17 protein-coding genes and 1 pseudogene are annotated in these 18,574 nt (G+C 62.6%); 5 read left to right on the top strand and 13 right to left on the bottom strand.

The window, feature by feature from the left end:
* Nucleotides 1-124: 124 nt before the first annotated feature.
* The 8 genes and pseudogenes from lysA to H8S57_RS11485 form a co-directional block, all read right to left on the bottom strand.
* Nucleotides 125-1,426 carry a diaminopimelate decarboxylase gene (gene lysA / locus H8S57_RS11520; protein WP_186908238.1) on the bottom strand — a complete coding sequence of 434 codons (1,302 nt, stop codon included), beginning with the start codon at nucleotides 1,424-1,426 and terminating at the stop codon, nucleotides 125-127.
* 122 nt (nucleotides 1,427-1,548) lie between these two features.
* Nucleotides 1,549-2,823 carry a dicarboxylate/amino acid:cation symporter gene (locus H8S57_RS11515; RefSeq protein WP_186908237.1) on the bottom strand — a complete coding sequence of 425 codons (1,275 nt, stop codon included), beginning with the start codon at nucleotides 2,821-2,823 and terminating at the stop codon, nucleotides 1,549-1,551.
* 46 nt (nucleotides 2,824-2,869) lie between these two features.
* The gene (locus H8S57_RS11510) at nucleotides 2,870-3,685 is read right to left on the bottom strand and encodes a stalk domain-containing protein (protein WP_186908236.1); all 816 of its coding nucleotides are present in this window, start codon (nucleotides 3,683-3,685) and stop codon (nucleotides 2,870-2,872) included.
* A 173-nt stretch (nucleotides 3,686-3,858) separates the two neighbouring features.
* The gene (dapF, locus tag H8S57_RS11505) at nucleotides 3,859-4,698 is read right to left on the bottom strand and encodes a diaminopimelate epimerase (RefSeq protein ID WP_186908235.1); all 840 of its coding nucleotides are present in this window, start codon (nucleotides 4,696-4,698) and stop codon (nucleotides 3,859-3,861) included.
* Nucleotides 4,699-4,968: 270 nt separating this feature from the next.
* Entirely contained in the window at nucleotides 4,969-6,780 is a 1,812-nt protein-coding gene (locus tag H8S57_RS11500) for a sigma-54 interaction domain-containing protein (RefSeq protein ID WP_186908234.1), read from the bottom strand.
* Between the two features lie 59 nt (nucleotides 6,781-6,839).
* Nucleotides 6,840-8,435, bottom strand: a complete 1,596-nt coding sequence (locus tag H8S57_RS11495) for a recombinase family protein (RefSeq protein ID WP_186908233.1) — start codon at nucleotides 8,433-8,435, stop codon at nucleotides 6,840-6,842.
* Between the two features lie 134 nt (nucleotides 8,436-8,569).
* Nucleotides 8,570-8,917, bottom strand: a pseudogene (locus tag H8S57_RS17395) (dipicolinate synthase subunit A N-terminal domain-containing protein); the annotation flags it as partial.
* 163 nt (nucleotides 8,918-9,080) lie between these two features.
* Nucleotides 9,081-9,959, bottom strand: coding sequence for an aldose 1-epimerase family protein (locus H8S57_RS11485; protein WP_186908232.1), 879 nt, complete (start codon nucleotides 9,957-9,959; stop codon nucleotides 9,081-9,083).
* A gap of 128 nt (nucleotides 9,960-10,087) precedes the next feature.
* On the opposite strand from H8S57_RS11485, the gene H8S57_RS11480 reads away from it, so the two are divergent.
* From H8S57_RS11480 to H8S57_RS11460, 5 genes are all read left to right on the top strand, one after another.
* Entirely contained in the window at nucleotides 10,088-10,876 is a 789-nt protein-coding gene (locus tag H8S57_RS11480; RefSeq protein WP_186908231.1) for a TIGR04255 family protein, read from the top strand.
* Nucleotides 10,877-10,910: 34 nt separating this feature from the next.
* Nucleotides 10,911-11,414 (top strand): GNAT family N-acetyltransferase, encoded by a 504-nt coding sequence (locus tag H8S57_RS11475; protein ID WP_186908230.1) that lies wholly within the window; start codon nucleotides 10,911-10,913, stop codon nucleotides 11,412-11,414.
* A gap of 47 nt (nucleotides 11,415-11,461) precedes the next feature.
* Complete coding sequence (locus tag H8S57_RS11470; protein WP_243204804.1) at nucleotides 11,462-11,776, top strand: cysteine hydrolase family protein; 315 nt, start codon at nucleotides 11,462-11,464, stop codon at nucleotides 11,774-11,776.
* Nucleotides 11,777-12,011: 235 nt separating this feature from the next.
* A complete protein-coding gene (locus H8S57_RS11465) occupies nucleotides 12,012-13,454 on the top strand; it encodes a nicotinate phosphoribosyltransferase (RefSeq protein ID WP_186908229.1) in 1,443 nt (480 codons plus the stop codon).
* Entirely contained in the window at nucleotides 13,451-14,275 is an 825-nt protein-coding gene (locus H8S57_RS11460) for a metallophosphoesterase (protein WP_287880253.1), read from the top strand. The genes H8S57_RS11465 and H8S57_RS11460 overlap by 4 nt, the downstream gene beginning before the upstream one ends.
* A 41-nt stretch (nucleotides 14,276-14,316) precedes the next feature.
* On the opposite strand, the gene H8S57_RS11455 is transcribed toward H8S57_RS11460, so the two are convergent.
* The 5 genes from H8S57_RS11455 to H8S57_RS11435 all read right to left on the bottom strand — a co-directional run bounded on the left by H8S57_RS11455 (nucleotide 14,317) and on the right by H8S57_RS11435 (nucleotide 18,462).
* Nucleotides 14,317-14,652, bottom strand: a complete 336-nt coding sequence (locus H8S57_RS11455; protein ID WP_243204803.1) for a helix-turn-helix domain-containing protein — start codon at nucleotides 14,650-14,652, stop codon at nucleotides 14,317-14,319.
* Between the two features lie 146 nt (nucleotides 14,653-14,798).
* Entirely contained in the window at nucleotides 14,799-15,827 is a 1,029-nt protein-coding gene (locus H8S57_RS11450; protein WP_186908227.1) for a glycosyltransferase family 2 protein, read from the bottom strand.
* Between the two features lie 9 nt (nucleotides 15,828-15,836).
* Nucleotides 15,837-17,009, bottom strand: a complete 1,173-nt coding sequence (glf, locus tag H8S57_RS11445; protein WP_186908226.1) for a UDP-galactopyranose mutase — start codon at nucleotides 17,007-17,009, stop codon at nucleotides 15,837-15,839.
* A gap of 129 nt (nucleotides 17,010-17,138) precedes the next feature.
* A complete protein-coding gene (locus tag H8S57_RS11440; RefSeq protein WP_186908225.1) occupies nucleotides 17,139-17,711 on the bottom strand; it encodes an inorganic diphosphatase in 573 nt (190 codons plus the stop codon).
* A 190-nt stretch (nucleotides 17,712-17,901) separates the two neighbouring features.
* Entirely contained in the window at nucleotides 17,902-18,462 is a 561-nt protein-coding gene (locus H8S57_RS11435) for an FUSC family protein (protein WP_186908224.1), read from the bottom strand.
* Nucleotides 18,463-18,574 lie beyond the last annotated feature (112 nt).

Here is an 18,574-nt window from a genome sequence, read left to right as displayed (position 1 = left end):
GCCGCGGGCGGAAACACGGTTCCGGTTTTTCCGCTGCGGCGGCGAACCTCTGAGGGGCTTTTCGACAAACTGACGCGCCCGCCGGATCTCCGGCGGGCGCGTTTTACGGGTTTCGGGCGGAATGCTATCGATCGTTTCGACACAGGTCTTCCAGGGACTCCCGGCGTACCGCCACATAGTGCTCGCCGCCGCCCCGGAGCATGACAATGGGCGGACGGGGCAGGCGGTTATAGTTGGAGGCCATGGAGTAGTTGTAGGCGCCGGTGGTACACACGGCCACGATATCTCCCCGGCCCACGCTGGCGGGCAGCATCACGTGCTCCTGGATGATATCGCCGCTCTCGCAGCAGCGGCCCACCACCGAGCATTCAAAGCCGGCCGGCTCGTTCATCTTGTTGGCCAGCAGGCAGGTGTAGCTGGCTCCGTACAGGGCGAAGCGGGGGTTGTCGGGCATGCCGCCGTCGACCGACACGTAGTTCTTGTACCCAGGGATCTTTTTGACGGTTCCCGCGGTGTACAGGGTCATGCCCGCCGCGCCCACGATGCTGCGGCCGGGCTCCATATGGATCTCCGGCAGGTCGATCTCCAGCCGGGCGCAGGCCTGCCGGATGGCGGCGGCCACCTCGCCCACCTTGGTGTCCACATCCAGATCGGGGTCGGATTCCACATAGCGTACGCCGTAGCCGCCGCCCAGATCCAGCTGCTGGGCCATGTAGCCGTACTTGTTCTTCATGGCGGCCACGAATTCCAGCATGATGACGGCGGCGCGCTCAAACACGTCCTCGGCAAACACCTGGGAGCCCACATGGCAGTGGAAGCCCACCAGCTCCACATGGGGCTGCTGCAGCGTAAAGGCGGTGATCTCTTCCGCCTGGCCGGTCTCGATGGCGCTGCCGAATTTGGAGTCCACCTTGCCGGTGGCGATGGCCTCGTAGGTGTGGGGATCAATCCCCGGAGTCAGACGCAGCAGCACCTTTTGCCGAACGCCCCGGCGGGCCGCCTCGGCTTCGATGGCGCGGATCTCCTCCACATTGTCGGCCACGAAATAACCGATGCCGTTTTCCATGCTGTAGCGGATGTCCTCATCGGTCTTGTTGTTGCTGTGAAAGTAGGCGCGGCTGAGGTCGTAGCCCGCCTGAAGGGCGGTGTAGATCTCGCCGGAGGACACCACGTCGATGCCCATCTGTTCTTCCTTCATGATCTCGTAGATGCGCTTGAAGGAATTTGCCTTGCTGGCGTACAGGGGACGGGCGCGGTCGCCGAAATGCTTTTGGAACGCGGCGGCGTAGACCCGGCAGTTCTCACGGATCTTGTCCTCGTCCATCAGGTACAGGGGGGTGCCGTACTGCCGGGCCAGCTCCACCGTGTCCTGCCCGGCAAAAAGCAGGCGTCCATTTTCGGAAACGGTAATATTATCACAGATCATATGGTTCTTCCTTTTCTTTCGGTTCCATTCCATAGTGTGGGGTGAGGGGAGCCGGGGCGCGGCGCGCTGCGGCCCCGCGCCCCGCTCTCACTGGGGAGAGGGAGGAAGCAAGAATATCAGCGTTACTTGCCAGCAGAGGTCTTCTTAGCGATGGCCCTGTCCAGCCAGTCCTTTCCATCATTAAAGCGGGAGACGATGTAGCAGACGACATAGTCGCCAGCGGAGTTGATCATCGTGGCGGGAGGATCGACCAGATTGCCGATGGCCACCAGGATGGGGAAGGCCACATCGATCTGAGCGGGGAAGAAAATAGAGGCGATGATGTATTCGCCAATGTAGCCGCCGCCGGGCACGCCGGACATGCCCACGGAGGACAAGACCGCAACGCCCACGACCAAGGGCAGCATGCTCCAGTGAAAGGGCTGACCCAGCGCCCCCAGCACGAAGGCGATCTTCAGCACACAGGAGAAGCAGGAGCCGTCCATGTGCATGGTAGCGCCCAGGGGGCAGACCATGTTGGCGACATCCTCGTCGATACCGGTATCGCGGGCTTCCTCCACGTTGGTGGGGATGGTAGCCACGGAGGAGCAGGTGCCCAGGGAGACGATGGCGGGCCGGGCGATGTGCTGGAACATGGTCTTGATGCCGTGCCTGCCGCCGCCGAACCAGGCGAACAGGGGGAAGGCCGTGAAGATGTAGATGAAGCACAGCGGATAGTATACCGCCATGGCGCGTCCATAAGCGGTGGTAACGGAGGAGCCATAGGTAGCGACCAGATCGGCGAAAATGGCAAAGAAGGCGATGGGGGCGTACTTGGTGATGATGTTGATGAATTTCATCATAACATCGGACAGGGACGACAGCCACTGGCCTACCAGGCTGTCGGGGCCGCCAGCCATGTTCGTGGCGAAGCCGAACAGGATGGAGAATACAATCAGGGGCAGCATGGCCTTGCGGCTCAGCAGACCTACGAAGTCGGAAGCCGTGAAGAAGTTCACGAGCATGTCGGAAATAGAGGCGTACTCGCCAATTTGCTCAGAGGTCATGTTCTGCCAAGGCTCCAGGACCGGGGGAAATATCTTCATCAGCACAAACATGATGACGGCGGCGATCGCGCCGGTAACGATAAAGGTGGCCACGGTGGTGCCCATGATCTTCCCCGCGCGGCCACGGCTCCTCATGTTAGCGATAGATCCGGCGATCGAGGCAAACACCAGGGGTACCACCACGCAGAACATCATGTTGATGAACACAGTACCCAAGGGCTTAATCGTATGGCCGAAGTCGGGAGCAAACCAGCCCACGATACAGCCCAAGACCATGCCGCCCAACATCAGCGCCAGAAAAGCATAGTTCTTTCTGACGGAGTTTTTGTCGAGTGTTACTTTGTTACTCATTACATTCTCTACCTCTCAAAAGAATATTTTGGGTAATAAGTGGGCCTTACATGATGATGATAAGCGTATCATCCTTGAGCGTCTGAAGAATCTTCACCATCACGTCGCGGGGCACGGACACGCAGCCCGCCGTCCCGTTTCCGGTGCTGCAGTGGAAGAAGATCGCGGAGCCGCTGCCGGGCGTGCAGGAGTTGTTGTAATCGATGGCGACGGCGTACTCGTAAGCCACCGTCTCGCCGATCAGGTGCTCGGCGCTGTCCCAGACCACGCCGCCGGTCTCGCTGGCCCGGACCAGCTGGTTGTAATACTCGCTCTCGGGGTCGTCCACCCAGTACTCATCCTCGGTCAGTTTCAGGTAATCGCGGGTGCTGCCGGGGTCGTCCGCCACGCCGAAGGCCTGGCCCAGCGTATAGATGCCCCGGGGCGTGCAGCCGTCGCCCTCGTGCTTGTCGCTCGTGGTGCCGTTGCGGCCCACGAAGGCCTCGTCGGTGGTCAGGACCTGCTTCCAGAAATTCCCGTCGTTTTCATACAGAGTGACCGTCGCCTCGGGCGCCCCGTCCGCGTGGGGTTTGACCAGGATGCAGGACGAAATGGCGGGAGTGGTCATGCCTTCGGTACCCGTGGACAGTTTGACCTGCTGATTTTTCTGGTCCCATTCAACGTCAAGGCCGGCGGCATCGCTCACCGCGCGCACGGGGAGGTACGTCGTGCCGTCGATGGCAAAGGGCTCGACGGCCATTCCGTTTGCATCCTTGAGATCCACCATCTTTCCGTCCAAAGAGACCTTGATGTTGTTGAAGTAAAGGTCCTTGCTCACGGTGCCGGATACGGCCAATGCGGTGGCCATCATTCCAAGTGCCATACATGCGATGATAGCTGCTGATCCAACTTTTTTTAGAAAACGCTTCATGATAGAACTCCTCCATTTCTTTTTTACCACACAGCTGAACGAAAACCGGGGGGCACTCTCCCGGTACCCAGACAACCCTGCGGCGCGTTCTTTTTATGTAACGTCCTTACGGACCTACATACACTTTAATCGCACAGCTCCTCGTCGGTGACCTCGCCCTTGGCCACAATATTGGTGGGCCCGGTCAGCAGCAGGTTTTCGATCTCGTTCCCCCGGCGGTCGATATCCACGATGAGCTCGCCCCCGGGCATCGTTACGCGGACCCCCGTCCCGCTGACCTTGCCCTGGAGCGTCAGCACCGTGACCACCGAACCGGTGCCGGTACCGCAGGCGTAGGTAAAATCCTCCACGCCCCGCTCGTAGGTGCGCTCATAGACCTGGTCGGGTCCGGTGACCTCATAAAAGTTTACGTTCGCGCCCTTGGGAAACGCGGGGTGATACCGCATCCGCCGGCCCAGGTCGAACAGCGCCCGGTCCGGATACGCCCTGAGTCCGGAAATCGGGACTGCCGCATGGGGAAGGCCCGGGTTCCCCAGCTCCACATAGGCGCAGTCATAGACCGTCCCGTCCACCTCGATGGGCGCATTCAGCCTGACGGTCGTGGGATCGTTGAGGCGGATCTGATACCGCCGCCGGTCGATCCTGCGGCCGGTGACCAGGCCTGCGGTGGTCTCGACCCGCTGCACCTCGCCGGCCAGGCGGTTTTCATAGCCGTAGCGGCAGATACAGCGGGCGCCGTTGCCGCACATCTCGCCCAGGCTGCCGTCCGAGTTGTAAAACAGCATCCGGTAGTCGGCGTCCCCCCGGGCCGGCTCCACCACCATCAGTCCGTCGGCGCCAATCGACAGATGCCGCTCGCACAGAAGCCTGGCCAGGTCCCCGAACCGCTCCACGGGGATCTGCTCCCGGATATTGTCGATGATGATAAAATCATTGCCCGCCCCGTTCATTTTCCAAAACTGCATGGAATGACACGCTCCTTTCGTTCCGACCCCGTCGGCTTCTGCCCATTCTATGTGCAAATTCTCTGCCAAGCTCCGCATGCCGCTTATTTTTGTCTGAAAGAGCAAATGGCCTGCCCTGCCTTTTGTCTATATCGCCCATCTCCAGGCCGCTTCCTGTCGTCTCGCCCCCGGATAACGCCGGCACGTCCCTTTCGCCCCACAAAAAAGGTTCTGATTTCGGGACTCCTTTTCCCGAAATCAGAACCTCTTTCTCTTTGACAGCGTCTCGGCTCATTCGATCTGGTATTCCTTCAATTTTCCATAGAACACCGTTTTGGACAGCCCCAGCTGCTCCATGGCCCGGCTCCGGCTGCCGCCGCACTGGGCCAGCGTCTGCCGGATGATCTTTTCTTCTTCGATCTTCAGCCGCTCCTTCAGCCCCATTCGCACCGGCTCGCTCTCCAGGCGGATCTGCTCGGCGTAGATGATGTCCGACTCGGACAGGGCTACGGCGCTCTCCAGCACGTTTTCCAGCTCGCGGATGTTGCCGGGCCAATCATAGGCGATCAGCTTGCTGAAGGCCTCGCCGGACAAATTCTTTCTGGTCACACCGTATTTCTGCTGGATCTTTTCCATCAGGTTGTCGATGATAAAGCAGATGTCCTCCGGACAGCTGCGCAGGGGCGGCAGCTCCAGAGAAAAGGCGCTGAGCCGGTAGTACAGGTCCTGGCGGAAGCGCCCGGCGGCCACATCCTCCTTCAGATTGCGGTTGGTGGCGGCCAGGATGCGCACGTCCACCGGCACCATCTTGGTGGAGCCCACCCGGCAGACCACCTTGTTCTGGATCACGTTGAGCAGCTTGGCCTGGATATTCAGCGGGATCTCGCCGATCTCGTCCAGAAAAATGGTGCCCCCGTCGGCCTCCTCAAAGAATCCGGCCTTTCCCTTGGGACTGGCGCCGGTAAACGCGCCGCCCACATAACCGAACATCTCGCTTTCAAACAGGGTCGGCGCAATGGTGGAGCAGTCCACGGTGACGAAGGGCCCCTTGCGGGGCTGCGCCTGGTGGATCGCCCGGGCCAGGAAGGATTTCCCCGTACCGCTCTCGCCGGTGATGAGCACGTTGCAGTCCAGCTGGGAGAGCTTATAGGCATGGTGCCGGGCCGAGGCCGTGGCGGTGCCGATGCCGAACAGCGCGGCAAAGGCGTTTTCATCCGGCCGCACGCTGCGCTCCGTCTCCCGGTATTTCCGCTCTGCGGACTTGATGGCGTTGTTTCGCTCCATGATCGTGACCCGGATATCCTCAATGTTCCGGAACTTCACGATCACGCTCTCCGGCAGCGCGCCGCCGGGCACCGGCAGGATGGAGGCGATCAGCTCAAAGCCGTTGATCTCGTACTCCATATCCTCGTACTGCGGCACCTGGCCGCTCATCACCTGTGCCAGATGGCGTTCAAAGCGTTCGCCCTCAAAAAATTCCCGAAAATGATAGCCCTCGACCTTGATCTCGAAGTCGGGGCTCTTTGCGATGTACGCCCCGCCCCGCAGCAGGTTGCCCACGCCCTCCCTTCGGGCGGAGTAGCCGTTTTCCTGCCAAAATTTCACCTGCCCCGTCTTGCCGTCGATCACCACAATCTGTCCGATGGAGCGAAAATAGCGGATGACGTATTCGGTCTCTCCCACCGCCGCCAAAGCGATCCGGTTGCCGATGGACGCCCGGACCGCGGTCCCTTGATGGACCGACTCCAGGCGCAGGACGTCCGCATCCCTGCCGGGCAGGAATTTATAGGCCGGCTTGCTCCCAGGCAGGTCAAAAGCGCCGATGGCCACAAACATATCGCCGGAGCGGATCTTCCTATCCTGAATGCCCAGGCGTTCCAGATCGGCGGGACGCAGATTCCCATCGTCGGCGCCGATGGCGCTGTCCGCCACGATCACCAGGTCCCCCGGCTCCAGCCGCCCGGCCGCATGGGAATACTGGCTGTGATTGAACAGTCCAAACCGGTTTTTTGCCTGCCGGTTGATGTGTGTGATGATCCCCTCCCGGTCCAGCGTAAACATTGCGTGGGAGGAGGAATTCATAACACTTTGCAGCAGATCCATCCGGCACGCTCCTTTCCCATATCCGCGTTTTGTGTTCTTTATCTTACAATGTCTGATTATTATTTGCAAGCAGTATCCTGCGGCGGGCCGTCCCCCGCCGGAACGCCCCCTCCGGTACAGACCCGAAAGACGACGGGCAGCTCCGCCACCTCAACGAGAAGCTGCTCCGGATAAACCGTGATGCGCCGGATCGCCTCGTCCAGGACCGCGTCCGAGCCCGCCAGCTCCCGCTCCGCCAGCTCCGCCACCCGGGCCCGGCGCTCCGCCCCGGTCTCTTCAGCGTCCGCCCCCTGTTGCTCCAGCCGCTCCAGCTGCTCCTGCAGCTGTTTCATCTCCTCCTCGTACCGCTCCACCATGCGGCGCATATCGCCGCCGGCAAGGTCGCCGTCCAGGAATGCCTCCAGGGCCCGTTCCTTTCGCTCCGTCCTGCGCTGCAAGGCCCTGCGGATCGGCTCCGCCCCGCCGGCGGCGTCCGGCTGCGGCCGCTCCAGCGCCCGCACCAGCTCCTCCGTGACGGCCCGGCCGTCCAGGCCAATTGCCCGCAGCACCCCGCGGGCACAGGCAAGAAGGTCCTGCGCGGGCACCGCCCGCATCCGGCAGGCATGCCCGCCCTCCAATCGCCCCCGGCAGACAAAACGCTGGTATTCCGTCCCGTCCGCCCGGCGCGTCCGCTTCAGGGTAAAGCTTTTTCCGCAGGCCCCGCAGCGGATCTTCCCGGAATACCAGTAGCGGGCGGAAAACCTGCCCTTGTCCGCCGCCAGGCCCGCCCGCCGGGCCAGCTCCGCCTGCACGGCCTCGAACTGCGTCCGGCTGACGATGGCCTCGTGGTGGTCCCGCAGGCAGAACTGCGCTTCCGTCCCGTCGTTGGGGACCTTGCGGTGGGTCAGATAGTCGGTGGTCCGGTACTTTTTCTGCAGCAGGTCGCCGCAGTATTTTTCGTTGCGCAGCATGCGCAGCACCATCGTGGCGGACCACGCTCCGCCGGCCCGGAGCGGGGGGCGGACCCCGGCCTCCGTCAGCGCCCGCGCGATGGCGTGGGCCCCCTTGCCCTCCTCCAGGAAGCTGCGGTAGACGGTCCGGACCACCTCCGCCTGCTCCGGCCGGATGGTAAGCCGTCCCGCCCGGAGCGTATAGCCGTACAGCGAGTCGTTGCCGAAGGCCACGCCCCGCTTCATGGCCTGGAGCTGTCCCCACCGGGTCCGCTCCGACACCTTTCGGCTCTCCTCCTGGGCCACGCTGGCCATGATGGTCAGCCGGAATTCCCCGTCGTTTTCCCGTGTGTCGATGTTGTCGTTGAGAAAAAGCACGCCCACCCCCTTCTCCTTGAGCTGCCGGGTGACCTGGAGCGCGTCCACCGTATTGCGGGCAAAGCGCGAGACCTCTTTGGTCAGGATCAGGTCGATTTCCCCGTCCATCGCCCGCCGGATCATCTCCGCAAACCGGAGCCGGCGCCGGACCGAGGTCCCGGACAGTCCCTCATCCGCGAACACGTCCACAAGCGACCACTGCGGATGCTCCGTAATGTAACGCTGAAAAAATTGCCGCTGGGCAGACAGAGAATTGAGCTGATCCTCCTTCTCTGTGGAGACCCGGCAGTAGGCCGCCACCCGCAGGGCGCCGCCGTCCCTGTGTTTTCCCTGTTCCGCCGGACCCATGGGCCCTCCCCCCCTTTCTTCTTTTCCGCCGCCTGACCGGCACCAAGAGGATATGCGCCCCGCCCGTGTCCTATCACTGCTGCGGTGGGCACCGCGTTGGCTACCGCCAGTTCCTCCCGCCGGAAATAGTCGTGGAGGGTCAGCCCCCGGTCCGCAGCCATAGAGGCCGTCTGGGGCGAGACCATTCCGGCGCAGATCACCTGCCCCGGCCGCAGCGCGTCCAGTACCAGGGCCAGGGGGTGGCGTCCTGCGGCAAGCGGCGCATTCAGCAGGGTGCCCTCCCCTGCCACCGGCAGGGGCAGCACCACGCAGTCGGCCAGCGCCACGCCCTCCAGGCTCTCCTCCGGCAGCACGCCGGGAAGTTTGCCCAGCTGTTCCAGCGCAAAGGCGTGTACCGTGTGACCGTCGTCGGCCAGCAGCTCGGCCAGTTTGGCCTGGCGCATGTCGCCTCCGATCACCCATAGATTCAATTCGTTTCTCATGGCACTCCCCTCCGATATCCGTGACTGTTTCATCCTATTCCCGGGCCCGAAAAGGGTGCAGAAAAGGCGGGCCCTTGCGGGTCCGCCTGAGCTTGTCGAAAAAGGCCTTTTTCGACAGGGGGATGCATGACGGCCAGGGCCCCGCGCGAGCTCCGACCCCCGTTCAGAGCAGCGCCACCCGGTAGGACAGGGTCCGCGCCGCTCCCGGCGCCAGTCGGATGCAGTACGCCTTATCGGTGAATTCCGTCCCCTCCCCCTCCATGTGGGGGCAGCCGTGCCAGGGCTCGATGCACAGGTATGGGGCGTGTTTGTCCGGCATGGTCCACAGGGCCAGCACCGGAAAGCCGGAAAAGTCCACGCGCACGCCCCGCCCCGCCGTCCGGTGCCGCAGGGTGACCGACCGGGAGCGCAGCCCCTCGAACACCAGGGTATCCAGCGCATCGAACGTCTCGTACCGCAGGGGCAGGACCCGGGCATTCTCCAGACCGGGCGCGGTGCGGCCCCGATCCAGCCCCCCTCCCTTCGGGATCAGGGCGGGGCAGGTCTCGGGCTGTGCAAAAACCAGCTCATAGTCTTCAAACCGTTCTCCCGGCAGCAGGGGGCAGCAAAAGCCGGTATGCGCCCCCAGGCAGAAGGGCAGCTCCGCCGGTCCGGGGTTCTCCACCGTGACCGCAGTGGTGAAGCCGCCCTCGCCCAGCGTCTGCCGCACCCGCAGGCGGAAGGGGTAGGGATAGGCCGCCCGGGTCTCGGGGCTGTCCCGCAGCTCCAGCTCCGCCCAGTTTTCCCCGTGCCCGGTCACCGCAAACTCCTGCCGCCGGGCAAACCCATGGCGCTGCATACGGTATGCCCTGCCCGCGAAGCAGACCGTTGCGTCCGCCAGAGCGCCCACGATCGGGAACAGCAGCGGGTTACGGCCCGGCCAGACGGCGGCGTCCCCCTGCCAGATGTATTCCAGTCCCTGTCCGTCCCGGCAGGATATGAGCTCTCCTCCCATCGTATCCACCTGGGCGCGATATGCGCCGTGCTGCAGCGTGAGATGCACAGGCTCTCCTCCTTTCGTTCTTATTTGGATGATAGCACACCGCACAAATCGGCGCAACCGGTTTGACAGACGGGGCTTTCGGGGATACAATAAAGAAGAAACCCACACAGGAAGGAGCGGTATGGAACATGCTGTTCGCCGAATACGACCGCTGTCAATATGCCCGGTCCCCGCTGGTGGAGGTCATCTGCCAGCTGCGCTTCCCCACGATTCTGAACATCGGTGCCAAGGACCCCGCCGAGTTTCAGGAGGCGGTGCGTCACGACTTCCCCCGCTATATGGCCCGTCAGGAGCAGCTGCCCCCCAAGGTAAAGCCGGGCCCCACGCCTGCGCTGGAGCCCCAGGCGCCCATTACCAACTACAACTTCGTCTCCGCCGATGGAAAATGGAAGCTGAATCTGACCAGCAGCTTCATCGCGCTGTCCACCCTGCGCTACCAGCGCTGGGAGGACTTTGCCGCCCGGCTGGACAAGCCCCTGGCCCAGTTTATCCAGATCTACCAGCCCGCCTTTTTCGAGCGCATCGGCCTGCGGTATGTCAACGCATTTTCCCGCCGGGCCCTGGGGCTGGAGGAGCTGCTTTGGGACGATCTGATCCGGGAGCCCTATCTGGGCATTCTGGGGGAGCCCGACGTGGAGGAGACCGATGTGAGCAAATGTGCCGTGGACGTGGAGAGCGCTCTGGCCGGCGGCTACCGCATGAAGCTCCACGCAGGCCCCGGCCTGCTGGGGGGCGGCAAGACCGACAAGGAGGTCAAATTTATCCTGGATGAGGACCTCTCCGCCAACGGCAGCCTGAGCGCCGACTCGGTGCCCGGCAAGCTGGAGGATCTGCACCGCTACGCGGTGCGCCTGTTCCGGGGCGCCATCACGCCGGAGCTGCACAACGCCCTGGGGCCCACGCCCCCGGCGGAATGACCGCCCGCCGCAGCCGGTACAAAGGAGCAAATCTATGATCGAGATACGGCCCGCCCGGGCCGAAGAGCTGGACGTGGTCTGGCTTCTGGTGCGCCGGGCGGTGGCACATATGAACGAGCTGGGCAACCCCCAGTGGGGGGAGGACTACCCCACCCGGGACTTCTACGCAGACGATCTGGCGCGGGGCGAGCTGTACGCCGCCCGGTCGGGCGGCGTACTGGCGGGCGCGGCGTGTATCAACACCGCCGAAGCGCCGGAGTATGCCCCGCTGCCCTGGGCCACCGCGCCCCCGGCGGTGGTGATTCACCGCATGGCCGTGGATCCGGCCTTCCAGCGGCAGGGCGTGGGCCGGGCCTTTTTCGCCTTTGCGGAGGAGCTGGCCCGGCAGCGGGGCCTTTCCGCCCTGCGCATCGACACGTACCGTCTCAACCTCCGCATGCAGGCGCTCATTCTCAGCCGGGGGTTTACCAAAGTGGGCGAGATCCGTCTCCACGGCAGGCCGCTGCCTTACCCCTGCTTTGAAAAAGCCCTGAACTGAACCCGCGCCGCAGGCCCCGGCGCTGCATTTGGGAAAGACGGCGCCCTATGAAAAAGCTGCTGCTGGTCGTGGAGTACCAGAAGGACTTTGTGGACGGTGCGCTGGGCTTTCCCGGCGCGGCGGAGCCGGATGCGCCCATCGCCCGAAAGATCGCCCGCTGCCGCTGCCCGGGCGAGGACGTGGCCTTTACGCTGGACACGCACGGCAGGGATTATCTGGATACCCGGGAGGGCCGGAAGCTGCCGGTCCCCCACTGCCTCAGCGCTTCGGAAGGCTGGAAGCTCTATGGCGCGGCAGGCTGCTCCCGGAGGCGGAGATCGTGGTGGTCGCCGCCTGCACCGCCGGACCGGACCCCGCCATAAGCAGGCCCTGCGCCTGATGGAAGCCCTGCAGATCACGGCGCGCAACCGCTGAGGCGGCCCGCTCCTCTGCGGCTTCTGCGTGCTGTTCCCCCGGTGGAGGTCCCCTTCACCGGACACCCCCAGTTTGATTTGATTTTGCGGGCGCGGAAATGAACTTCCGCCGCCCTCCGCCGCTTATCGCGGGGCCCAGGCTCGGGCCCCGCGGCGAGCCGGCAGGCCAGGAGGTTAACAAGCCATGAAGGATCACATGAACTATACGCTCCTCTGCGATTTCTACGAGCTCACCATGGGCAACGGCTATTTTCAAACGGGACACGCCGGTCAGATCTGTTATTTCGATGTATTTTTCCGCAACGTGCCCGACGGCGGCGGCTTTGCCATTGCGGCCGGTCTGGAGCAGGTGGCCGATTATATCGAGCGCCTCCGCTTTGACGAGGAGGACATCTCCTATCTCCGGGGCAAGGGCTGCTTTTGCGCGGAATTTTTAGAGTATTTGAAGACCTTCCGCTTCACCGGCGATATCTGGGCGGTGCCGGAGGGCACCCCCATTTTCCCCGGCGAGCCCTTCCTCACCGTCCGGGCGCCGGCCATCGAGGCCCAGTTCATCGAGACCTTTCTCCTGCTCACGCTGAATCATCAGTCCCTCATCGCCACGAAGACCAACCGCATCGTCCGCGCCGCCGGCGGGCGCCCGGTCAGCGAATTCGGCTCCCGGCGGGCGCAGGGGCCCGACGCCGCGATTCTGGGCGCGCGGGCCTCCTACATTGCCGGGTGCGCCGGTACTGCCTGCACCCTGGCCGACGAGATCTATGGTGCGCCTGCCGGCGGTACTATGGCCCACTCCTGGGTACAGATGTTCCCGGACGAGTATACCGCATTCAAGACCTACTGCCAGCTGTATCCCCACTCCGCCACCCTGCTGGTGGACACCTACAACGTGCTCAAATCCGGCGTTCCCAACGCCATCCGCGCCTTTCAGGAGGTGCTGCTGCCCCAGGGCATCACCAGCTGCGCCATCCGGCTGGACTCCGGCGACCTGACCTACCTGTCCCGGAAGGCCCGAAAGATGCTGGACGCGGCGGGACTGACCGAATGCAAGATCGTGGCTTCCAACTCGTTGGATGAGTATATCATCCGCGACCTGCTGCTCCAGGGCGCCAGGATCGACTCCTTCGGCGTGGGCGAGCGGCTCATTACCTCCAAGAGCGAGCCGGTGTTCGGCGGGGTCTACAAGCTGGCCGCTGTAGAGGACGGCGCGGGCAACATCATTCCCAAGATCAAGATCAGCGAGAATGCGGCCAAGATTACCAATCCCCATTTCAAAAAGGTTTACCGTCTGTTTGAAAACGATACCGGCAAGGCCTTCGCGGATCTGATCACGCTGCACGACGAGGTCGTGGAGGAAAGCCAGCCCTTGGAGCTCTTCGATCCGGACGCCACCTGGAAGCGAAAGACCTTTACCGACTTTACCGCCAAGGAACTTCTGGTACCTGTCTTCCAGCGCGGCAGGCGCGTGTACCGCTCTCCCTCCATCCTGGAAATGCGCACCTACTGCGCGGCGCAGATCGACCTTTTGTGGGACGAGGTCAAGCGCTTTGAAAACCCCCATAATTATTATGTGGATCTTTCCCAAAAGCTATGGGACATCAAGCAGCAGCTGCTCAAGGGCCGGCGGTGAGGAGGCCGCGCCGCCGCCGGCGTCTGCTGGCGGCGGCGCGGCTGGTCTGCGTGGGCGCGGCAGCCGTGGACAGCCGGCTGGCCGTACGTACCTATACCATTCCCGCGCCGCAGCTCTCCGCGCCCCTCCGTCTGGCCCTGATCACCGATTTCCACAGCTGCGACTACGGCGCGGGACAGGCGCAGCTGCTCTCCGCCCTGGAGGCGGCCCAGCCCGACCTGGTGCTGCTGGGCGGCGATATCTTTGACGACGATGCACCCGGCGCCAACACTCTGGAGCTGATCCCCCTTCTGCTGCAGCGCTGGAGCTGCTGTTACGTCACCGGCAACCACGAGTGGCGCACCGGGCGGGCGGAGGCGCTCAAGGCGTGGTTTTCCGCCCAGGGCGTCACGGTGCTGGCAGGGGATTGTACGCTTTTTTCCAAAGACGGGGCGGCTATCGCCCTGTGCGGGGTGGACGACCCCGCTGTGGGCGAGCAGGCCTGGGCGGCCCAGCTGGAGCGGGCTTCGGCCCAGCGGCCGGAGGGCGTGGTTTCCCTTCTGCTCTCTCACCGGCCGGAACGCATCGAGACCTATTTGTCCTATGGCTTCGATGTGATCCTCGCCGGACATGCCCATGGGGGGCAATGGCGGCTGCCCGGCCTCATTAACGGCCTTGCGGCCCCCAATCAGGGTCTTTTCCCCCGGTACGCCGGAGGGCGCTATGATCTGGAGGGCACCGTCCTCGTCGTCAGCCGGGGGCTTGCCCGGGAGACCACCCGGCTGCCCCGCATCTTCAACCGGCCTGAACTGGTGCTGCTGGACCTGGTCCCCGACGCATAAAAACAGGGCGGCTCCCGACGGGAGCCGCCCTGTTTTTATGCTCAATATTTCAGAATCAGCCGGGCCAGTTCGTGCAGCAGCTTTTTCTGCCGCCCATCCATGCGGGCGGTCAGCTGGGCCAGTTCCCGGTCCAGATAGTGCTCCTGCGTCACCGCCACGCCGGTAGCCAGTTCACTCAGATCACAGGCCAGACAGGCCGCCACGGCCGCCAGCGTCTCCAGGCTGATCTTCGTCACGCCCCGCTCGATCTGGCTGATGTATCCCACCGATACCGACAATGCCTCTGCAAGGCGCTCCTGCGTCATGCCCCGGTCTCTTCGGACCTGTTTGATCCGCTGGCCGATGGCAAAATAGTCCACATTCATCCGATCACCCATTTCTAGTGTATCGGGAATCGATCGGAATATACAGATATTGGATACTCAATTTTGAGTTATCCTTGCGGCTTTCTATCGAATTGTAGAGCGGTAATTCTTTCCTGTTTTGACTGGGGACGACCCTCGCACCGGGCGCCGCCGCTGCCTCAATTAAACTTATAGATACGCCGGGCCAGCCGGTAGAGATGCACGGAGAGCTTGCGCCCCTGGTAGCCCGGCACATTGCCCACCATGGATACGGAGCGGTACTTGAGCTTGTGGTACAGATCGGAGTCCACCGTACGCAGGTATTCCCACAGCTCCGTCTTTTTTCCCAACGCGGCCGGAGAGCCGTCGATGATGAGGAAGATGGAAGAGATGGTCATCATCATGGACAGATAGCTGACCATATAACGGGCCAGCTTACGCTGCTCCTGGTAGAGCTTATTCACGTTGTGGGCGTCGATCATCAGCTTGGTGACCCGCACCTGCTGATCCACCCGGGTGACCATGACCTTTTCATTGACGCTCTGGTCGGAGCGTCCGATGAAGTAGCGGTACAGGTCCAGATCCAGGTAATACAGGCTCTTGACCCAGGGCAGGGGCTGATAGACGAAGAGGTTGTCTACGTAAAACGTATGCTTGGGCAGCTCCAGGCCGCAGTCGCGCAGCAGCTGGGTGCGGTAGATCACCGAATGCATCAGCAGGTATTGGGAGGGCCGGAACCGGCCGATCTCGCTCCAGGTGAAGATCCGTCCCTCGGGAAAGACATTGGTATAGCGCATGACCTTCTGGGTCTGATCCTCCACGTGCTCATACACATAATTGGCAATAAACAGGTCCACCGGCCGCTCCATTTGTGCAAATTCCCGCAGCTGATCCAGCGCCTTGCTTAGGGCGGTCTCGTCCAGCCAGTCGTCGGAGTCCACGACCTTGTAATAAAGCCCGCGGGCGTGGCGCAGCCCCTGGTTGACGCCCTCGCCGTGGCCGCCGTTCTCCTGGTGGATGACCCGGATGCGATCCGGATACTCCGCCGCGTACCGGTCACAGATCGCCGGGGTCTCGTCCTTGGTGGAACCGTCGTCCACCAAAATAATCTCCACATCCGCCCCGCCGGAGAGCAGGGTCTGCACACAATGATCCATGTAGGCGGCGGAGTTGTAACAGGGCACCGCAAAGGTGATGATCTTTGACATGGGGATTCCTCACTTCAGCAAATCGTCACACAGCGCCAGGGCCCGCTTGGCAATGGCGTCCATGTTGTAATATTTGTATTCCGCCAGGCGGCCCAGCAGGCGCAGGTTGGGGTAGCGTTCCGCTGCGGAGCGGTATCTGGCGTAAAGGGCGTTGTTCGCGTCGTTGATGATGGCATAGTAGGGGATCTCCCCCGGTCTGCCGGTATACGCGCGGGCATATTCCTTCATAATGGTCGTGGTCTTGGGCAGCACCTGGCCGGTCAGGTGTTTGAATTCGGTGATGCGGGTAAACGCCTCATCCATGGTATAGTTCACCGTGCCATGGGTCTGATACGCATCCACCGGATGGGTCTCGCATTGGAACTCCAGCGTCCGGTACGGCAGGCGCCCGAACCGGCAGCCAAACAGCTCGTCCGCCGCGCCGGTGTAGATCACCGTTCCTGCAAAGGCAGCGCCGTCCAGCCGCGTGATCCCGTCTTCTCCCAGCGTCAGCCGCCGGCCGGCGTCGGTGTCCAGCGCCACAGTCACGTCCGGGTGGTCCAGCAGCTTTTCAAACATGGGCGTGTAGCCCTCCAGGGGCAGGCCCTGGTATTCGTCCTGAAAATACCGGCAGTCGCGCGAGAGGAACACCGGCACCCGCGCGGTGGTGTTGGGGTCGATTTCCTCCGGCGTCTGGCCCCACTGCTTCATGGTATAGCGGACAAAGACGTGGTCATAGACATAATCGGCCAGGGCGGAGAGCTCCGGATCCGGGCTCTGCCGCAGCTCCAGGATGGTCACCTTGTTCTCCGCGCCGTAGGCGGCGATGAGCTTTTCCTCCAGCGCCCGCGCCCGCCTGCGGCCGAAGGCCACCTCCAGCGACACCAGGTTAAAGGGGACCGGCAGCAGCGTGCGGCCCTCCCCCTTGGGGATATTGGCCACCACTTTATGCTGGTAATTGCGCCAGGCGGTAAAACGGGAGAGGTAGTCGAACACGCGCTTGTCATTGGTGTGGAAGATGTGGGGACCGTACTGGTGAATCAGCACGCCCGCCTCATCGAAGCGGTCGTAGGCATTGCCGCCCACATGGCTCCGGCGCTCCAGCACCAGCACCCGCCTGCCGCCCCGTTCCGCCAGTTCCCGGGCGGCCACGGCGCCCGCCAGGCCCGCCCCCACCACCAGGCAGTCGTATCGTTGTTCCATGGTCGATCGTTCCTTTCCGGTCGGCTTCCTGTATTCAAGGTTTGTGCCTGCGTTTTCTTCATATTACCATAGGCATACCGCCTTTGGAACCGAGAAAGCATTAATTATTCCTTAAATTTTACCCCTTGCTTACCGATCCGAGCGGCTGCAGTCTCCCCTTGGAGCCACCCCGCCCAAAAAGCATTCGGCATAGTGATCCATCGCCCCCTGGATGACCCGGATGGCAGCCTGACGGTCGTTCACGTCTCCGGCCACGGCCTGCTTGCCCTCCAGCGCTTTGTAGACCGTAAAGAAGTGGGCCATCTCGTCAAAAATATGACCGGGCAGATCCATCAGGTCGCGGAAGGTATTATAGGTGGGGTCGGCAAAGGGGATGGCGATGATCTTCTCGTCGTTCTTGCCCCCGTCCAGCATGGAAATATACCCGATGGGGTAGCAGCGCACCAGGGTGAGCGGGTCCATCTCCTCCGAGCAGAGCACCAGCACGTCCAGCGGGTCCCCGTCGTCGCCGTAGGTACGGGGGATAAAGCCGTAATTGGCCGGGTAGTGGGTGGACGTATGGAGCACCCGGTCCAAAATGATGAGGCCGGTCTCCTTATCCAGCTCATACTTCTTCTTGCTGCCCTTGGGGATCTCGATGACCGCCACAAAATCCTCCGGCTGGATGCGGGCGGGGCTGATATCGTGCCATATATTCGACATGATCCTGTCTCCTTTTCCGATTGCGTAGTTCCATTATATCCGCCCACGGCAAAAAATACAACATTTCCCTGACGGCTTGTCTCGGATTCCCCGCCGCCCTCTGGGCCGGGCAGGATGCCATACGCGTCTCCTTGGGCCGCAAAAAAGGAGGTCCTGTGCAGGGCCTCCTTGCGGATGCGCTATGCGGCTGCTATACCCCGTCCAGGTGGGGCGTGTCGTGGCATTTGATGCCCAGCCTGCCCAGCCAGTCCACCAGCCGCTCCCGGGGGAGCAGCCAGTTGATGAGCAGCGACATGACAACGCCCACCCCGGTGTCAAACATGCGGTTGAGCGCGTAGCTCACGTAGTCGTCCACTGGGGTATTGAACAATACGATACACAGCACCACGCTGCCCGGCTGTACCGCGCCCACCCAAAAAATCTGGGCCAAAACGATGAGCACCACCACGCCTACAAACAGAAGCGGCACCAGCAGCAGGCGGCTTTCCCCGTCCGGATAGAAGATCAGGTAAAAGCGAAAAAGCCCCATCCCCAGAAAGCCGCCGATGACCGTGCCGAACAGGCGGTTGCCGCCGTGGAGCTTGGAATGCTCCATATTGGCCCCCATGCCGAAGACCGCGCCGATACACGCAAAGGTGGGGTTGCGGTCGATCAAGAAATAGAGCAGGGCGCACAGGGAGGCGGAAAGAGCGGTCTTGATGTTGCGAAGACCGATGGACGGAAACGAAAAGCGGCGTTTTTTTTCCTGCATCGCAGACTCACCTGACTTGATTATGATAACAAGGGCCCCAGGCCTGCCGAAACCATGCCGAAGCGCCCGCCCGGCGGGGCCTTGCACCGGTTTCCGGCGGGACCTGTCGTTT

It is taken from the genome of Lawsonibacter hominis (genome assembly GCF_014287895.1).
In the GTDB taxonomy this organism is placed as follows: Bacteria; Bacillota; Clostridia; order Oscillospirales; family Oscillospiraceae; genus Lawsonibacter_A; species Lawsonibacter_A hominis.
This window is presented reverse-complemented; position numbering and strand designations above follow the sequence as displayed.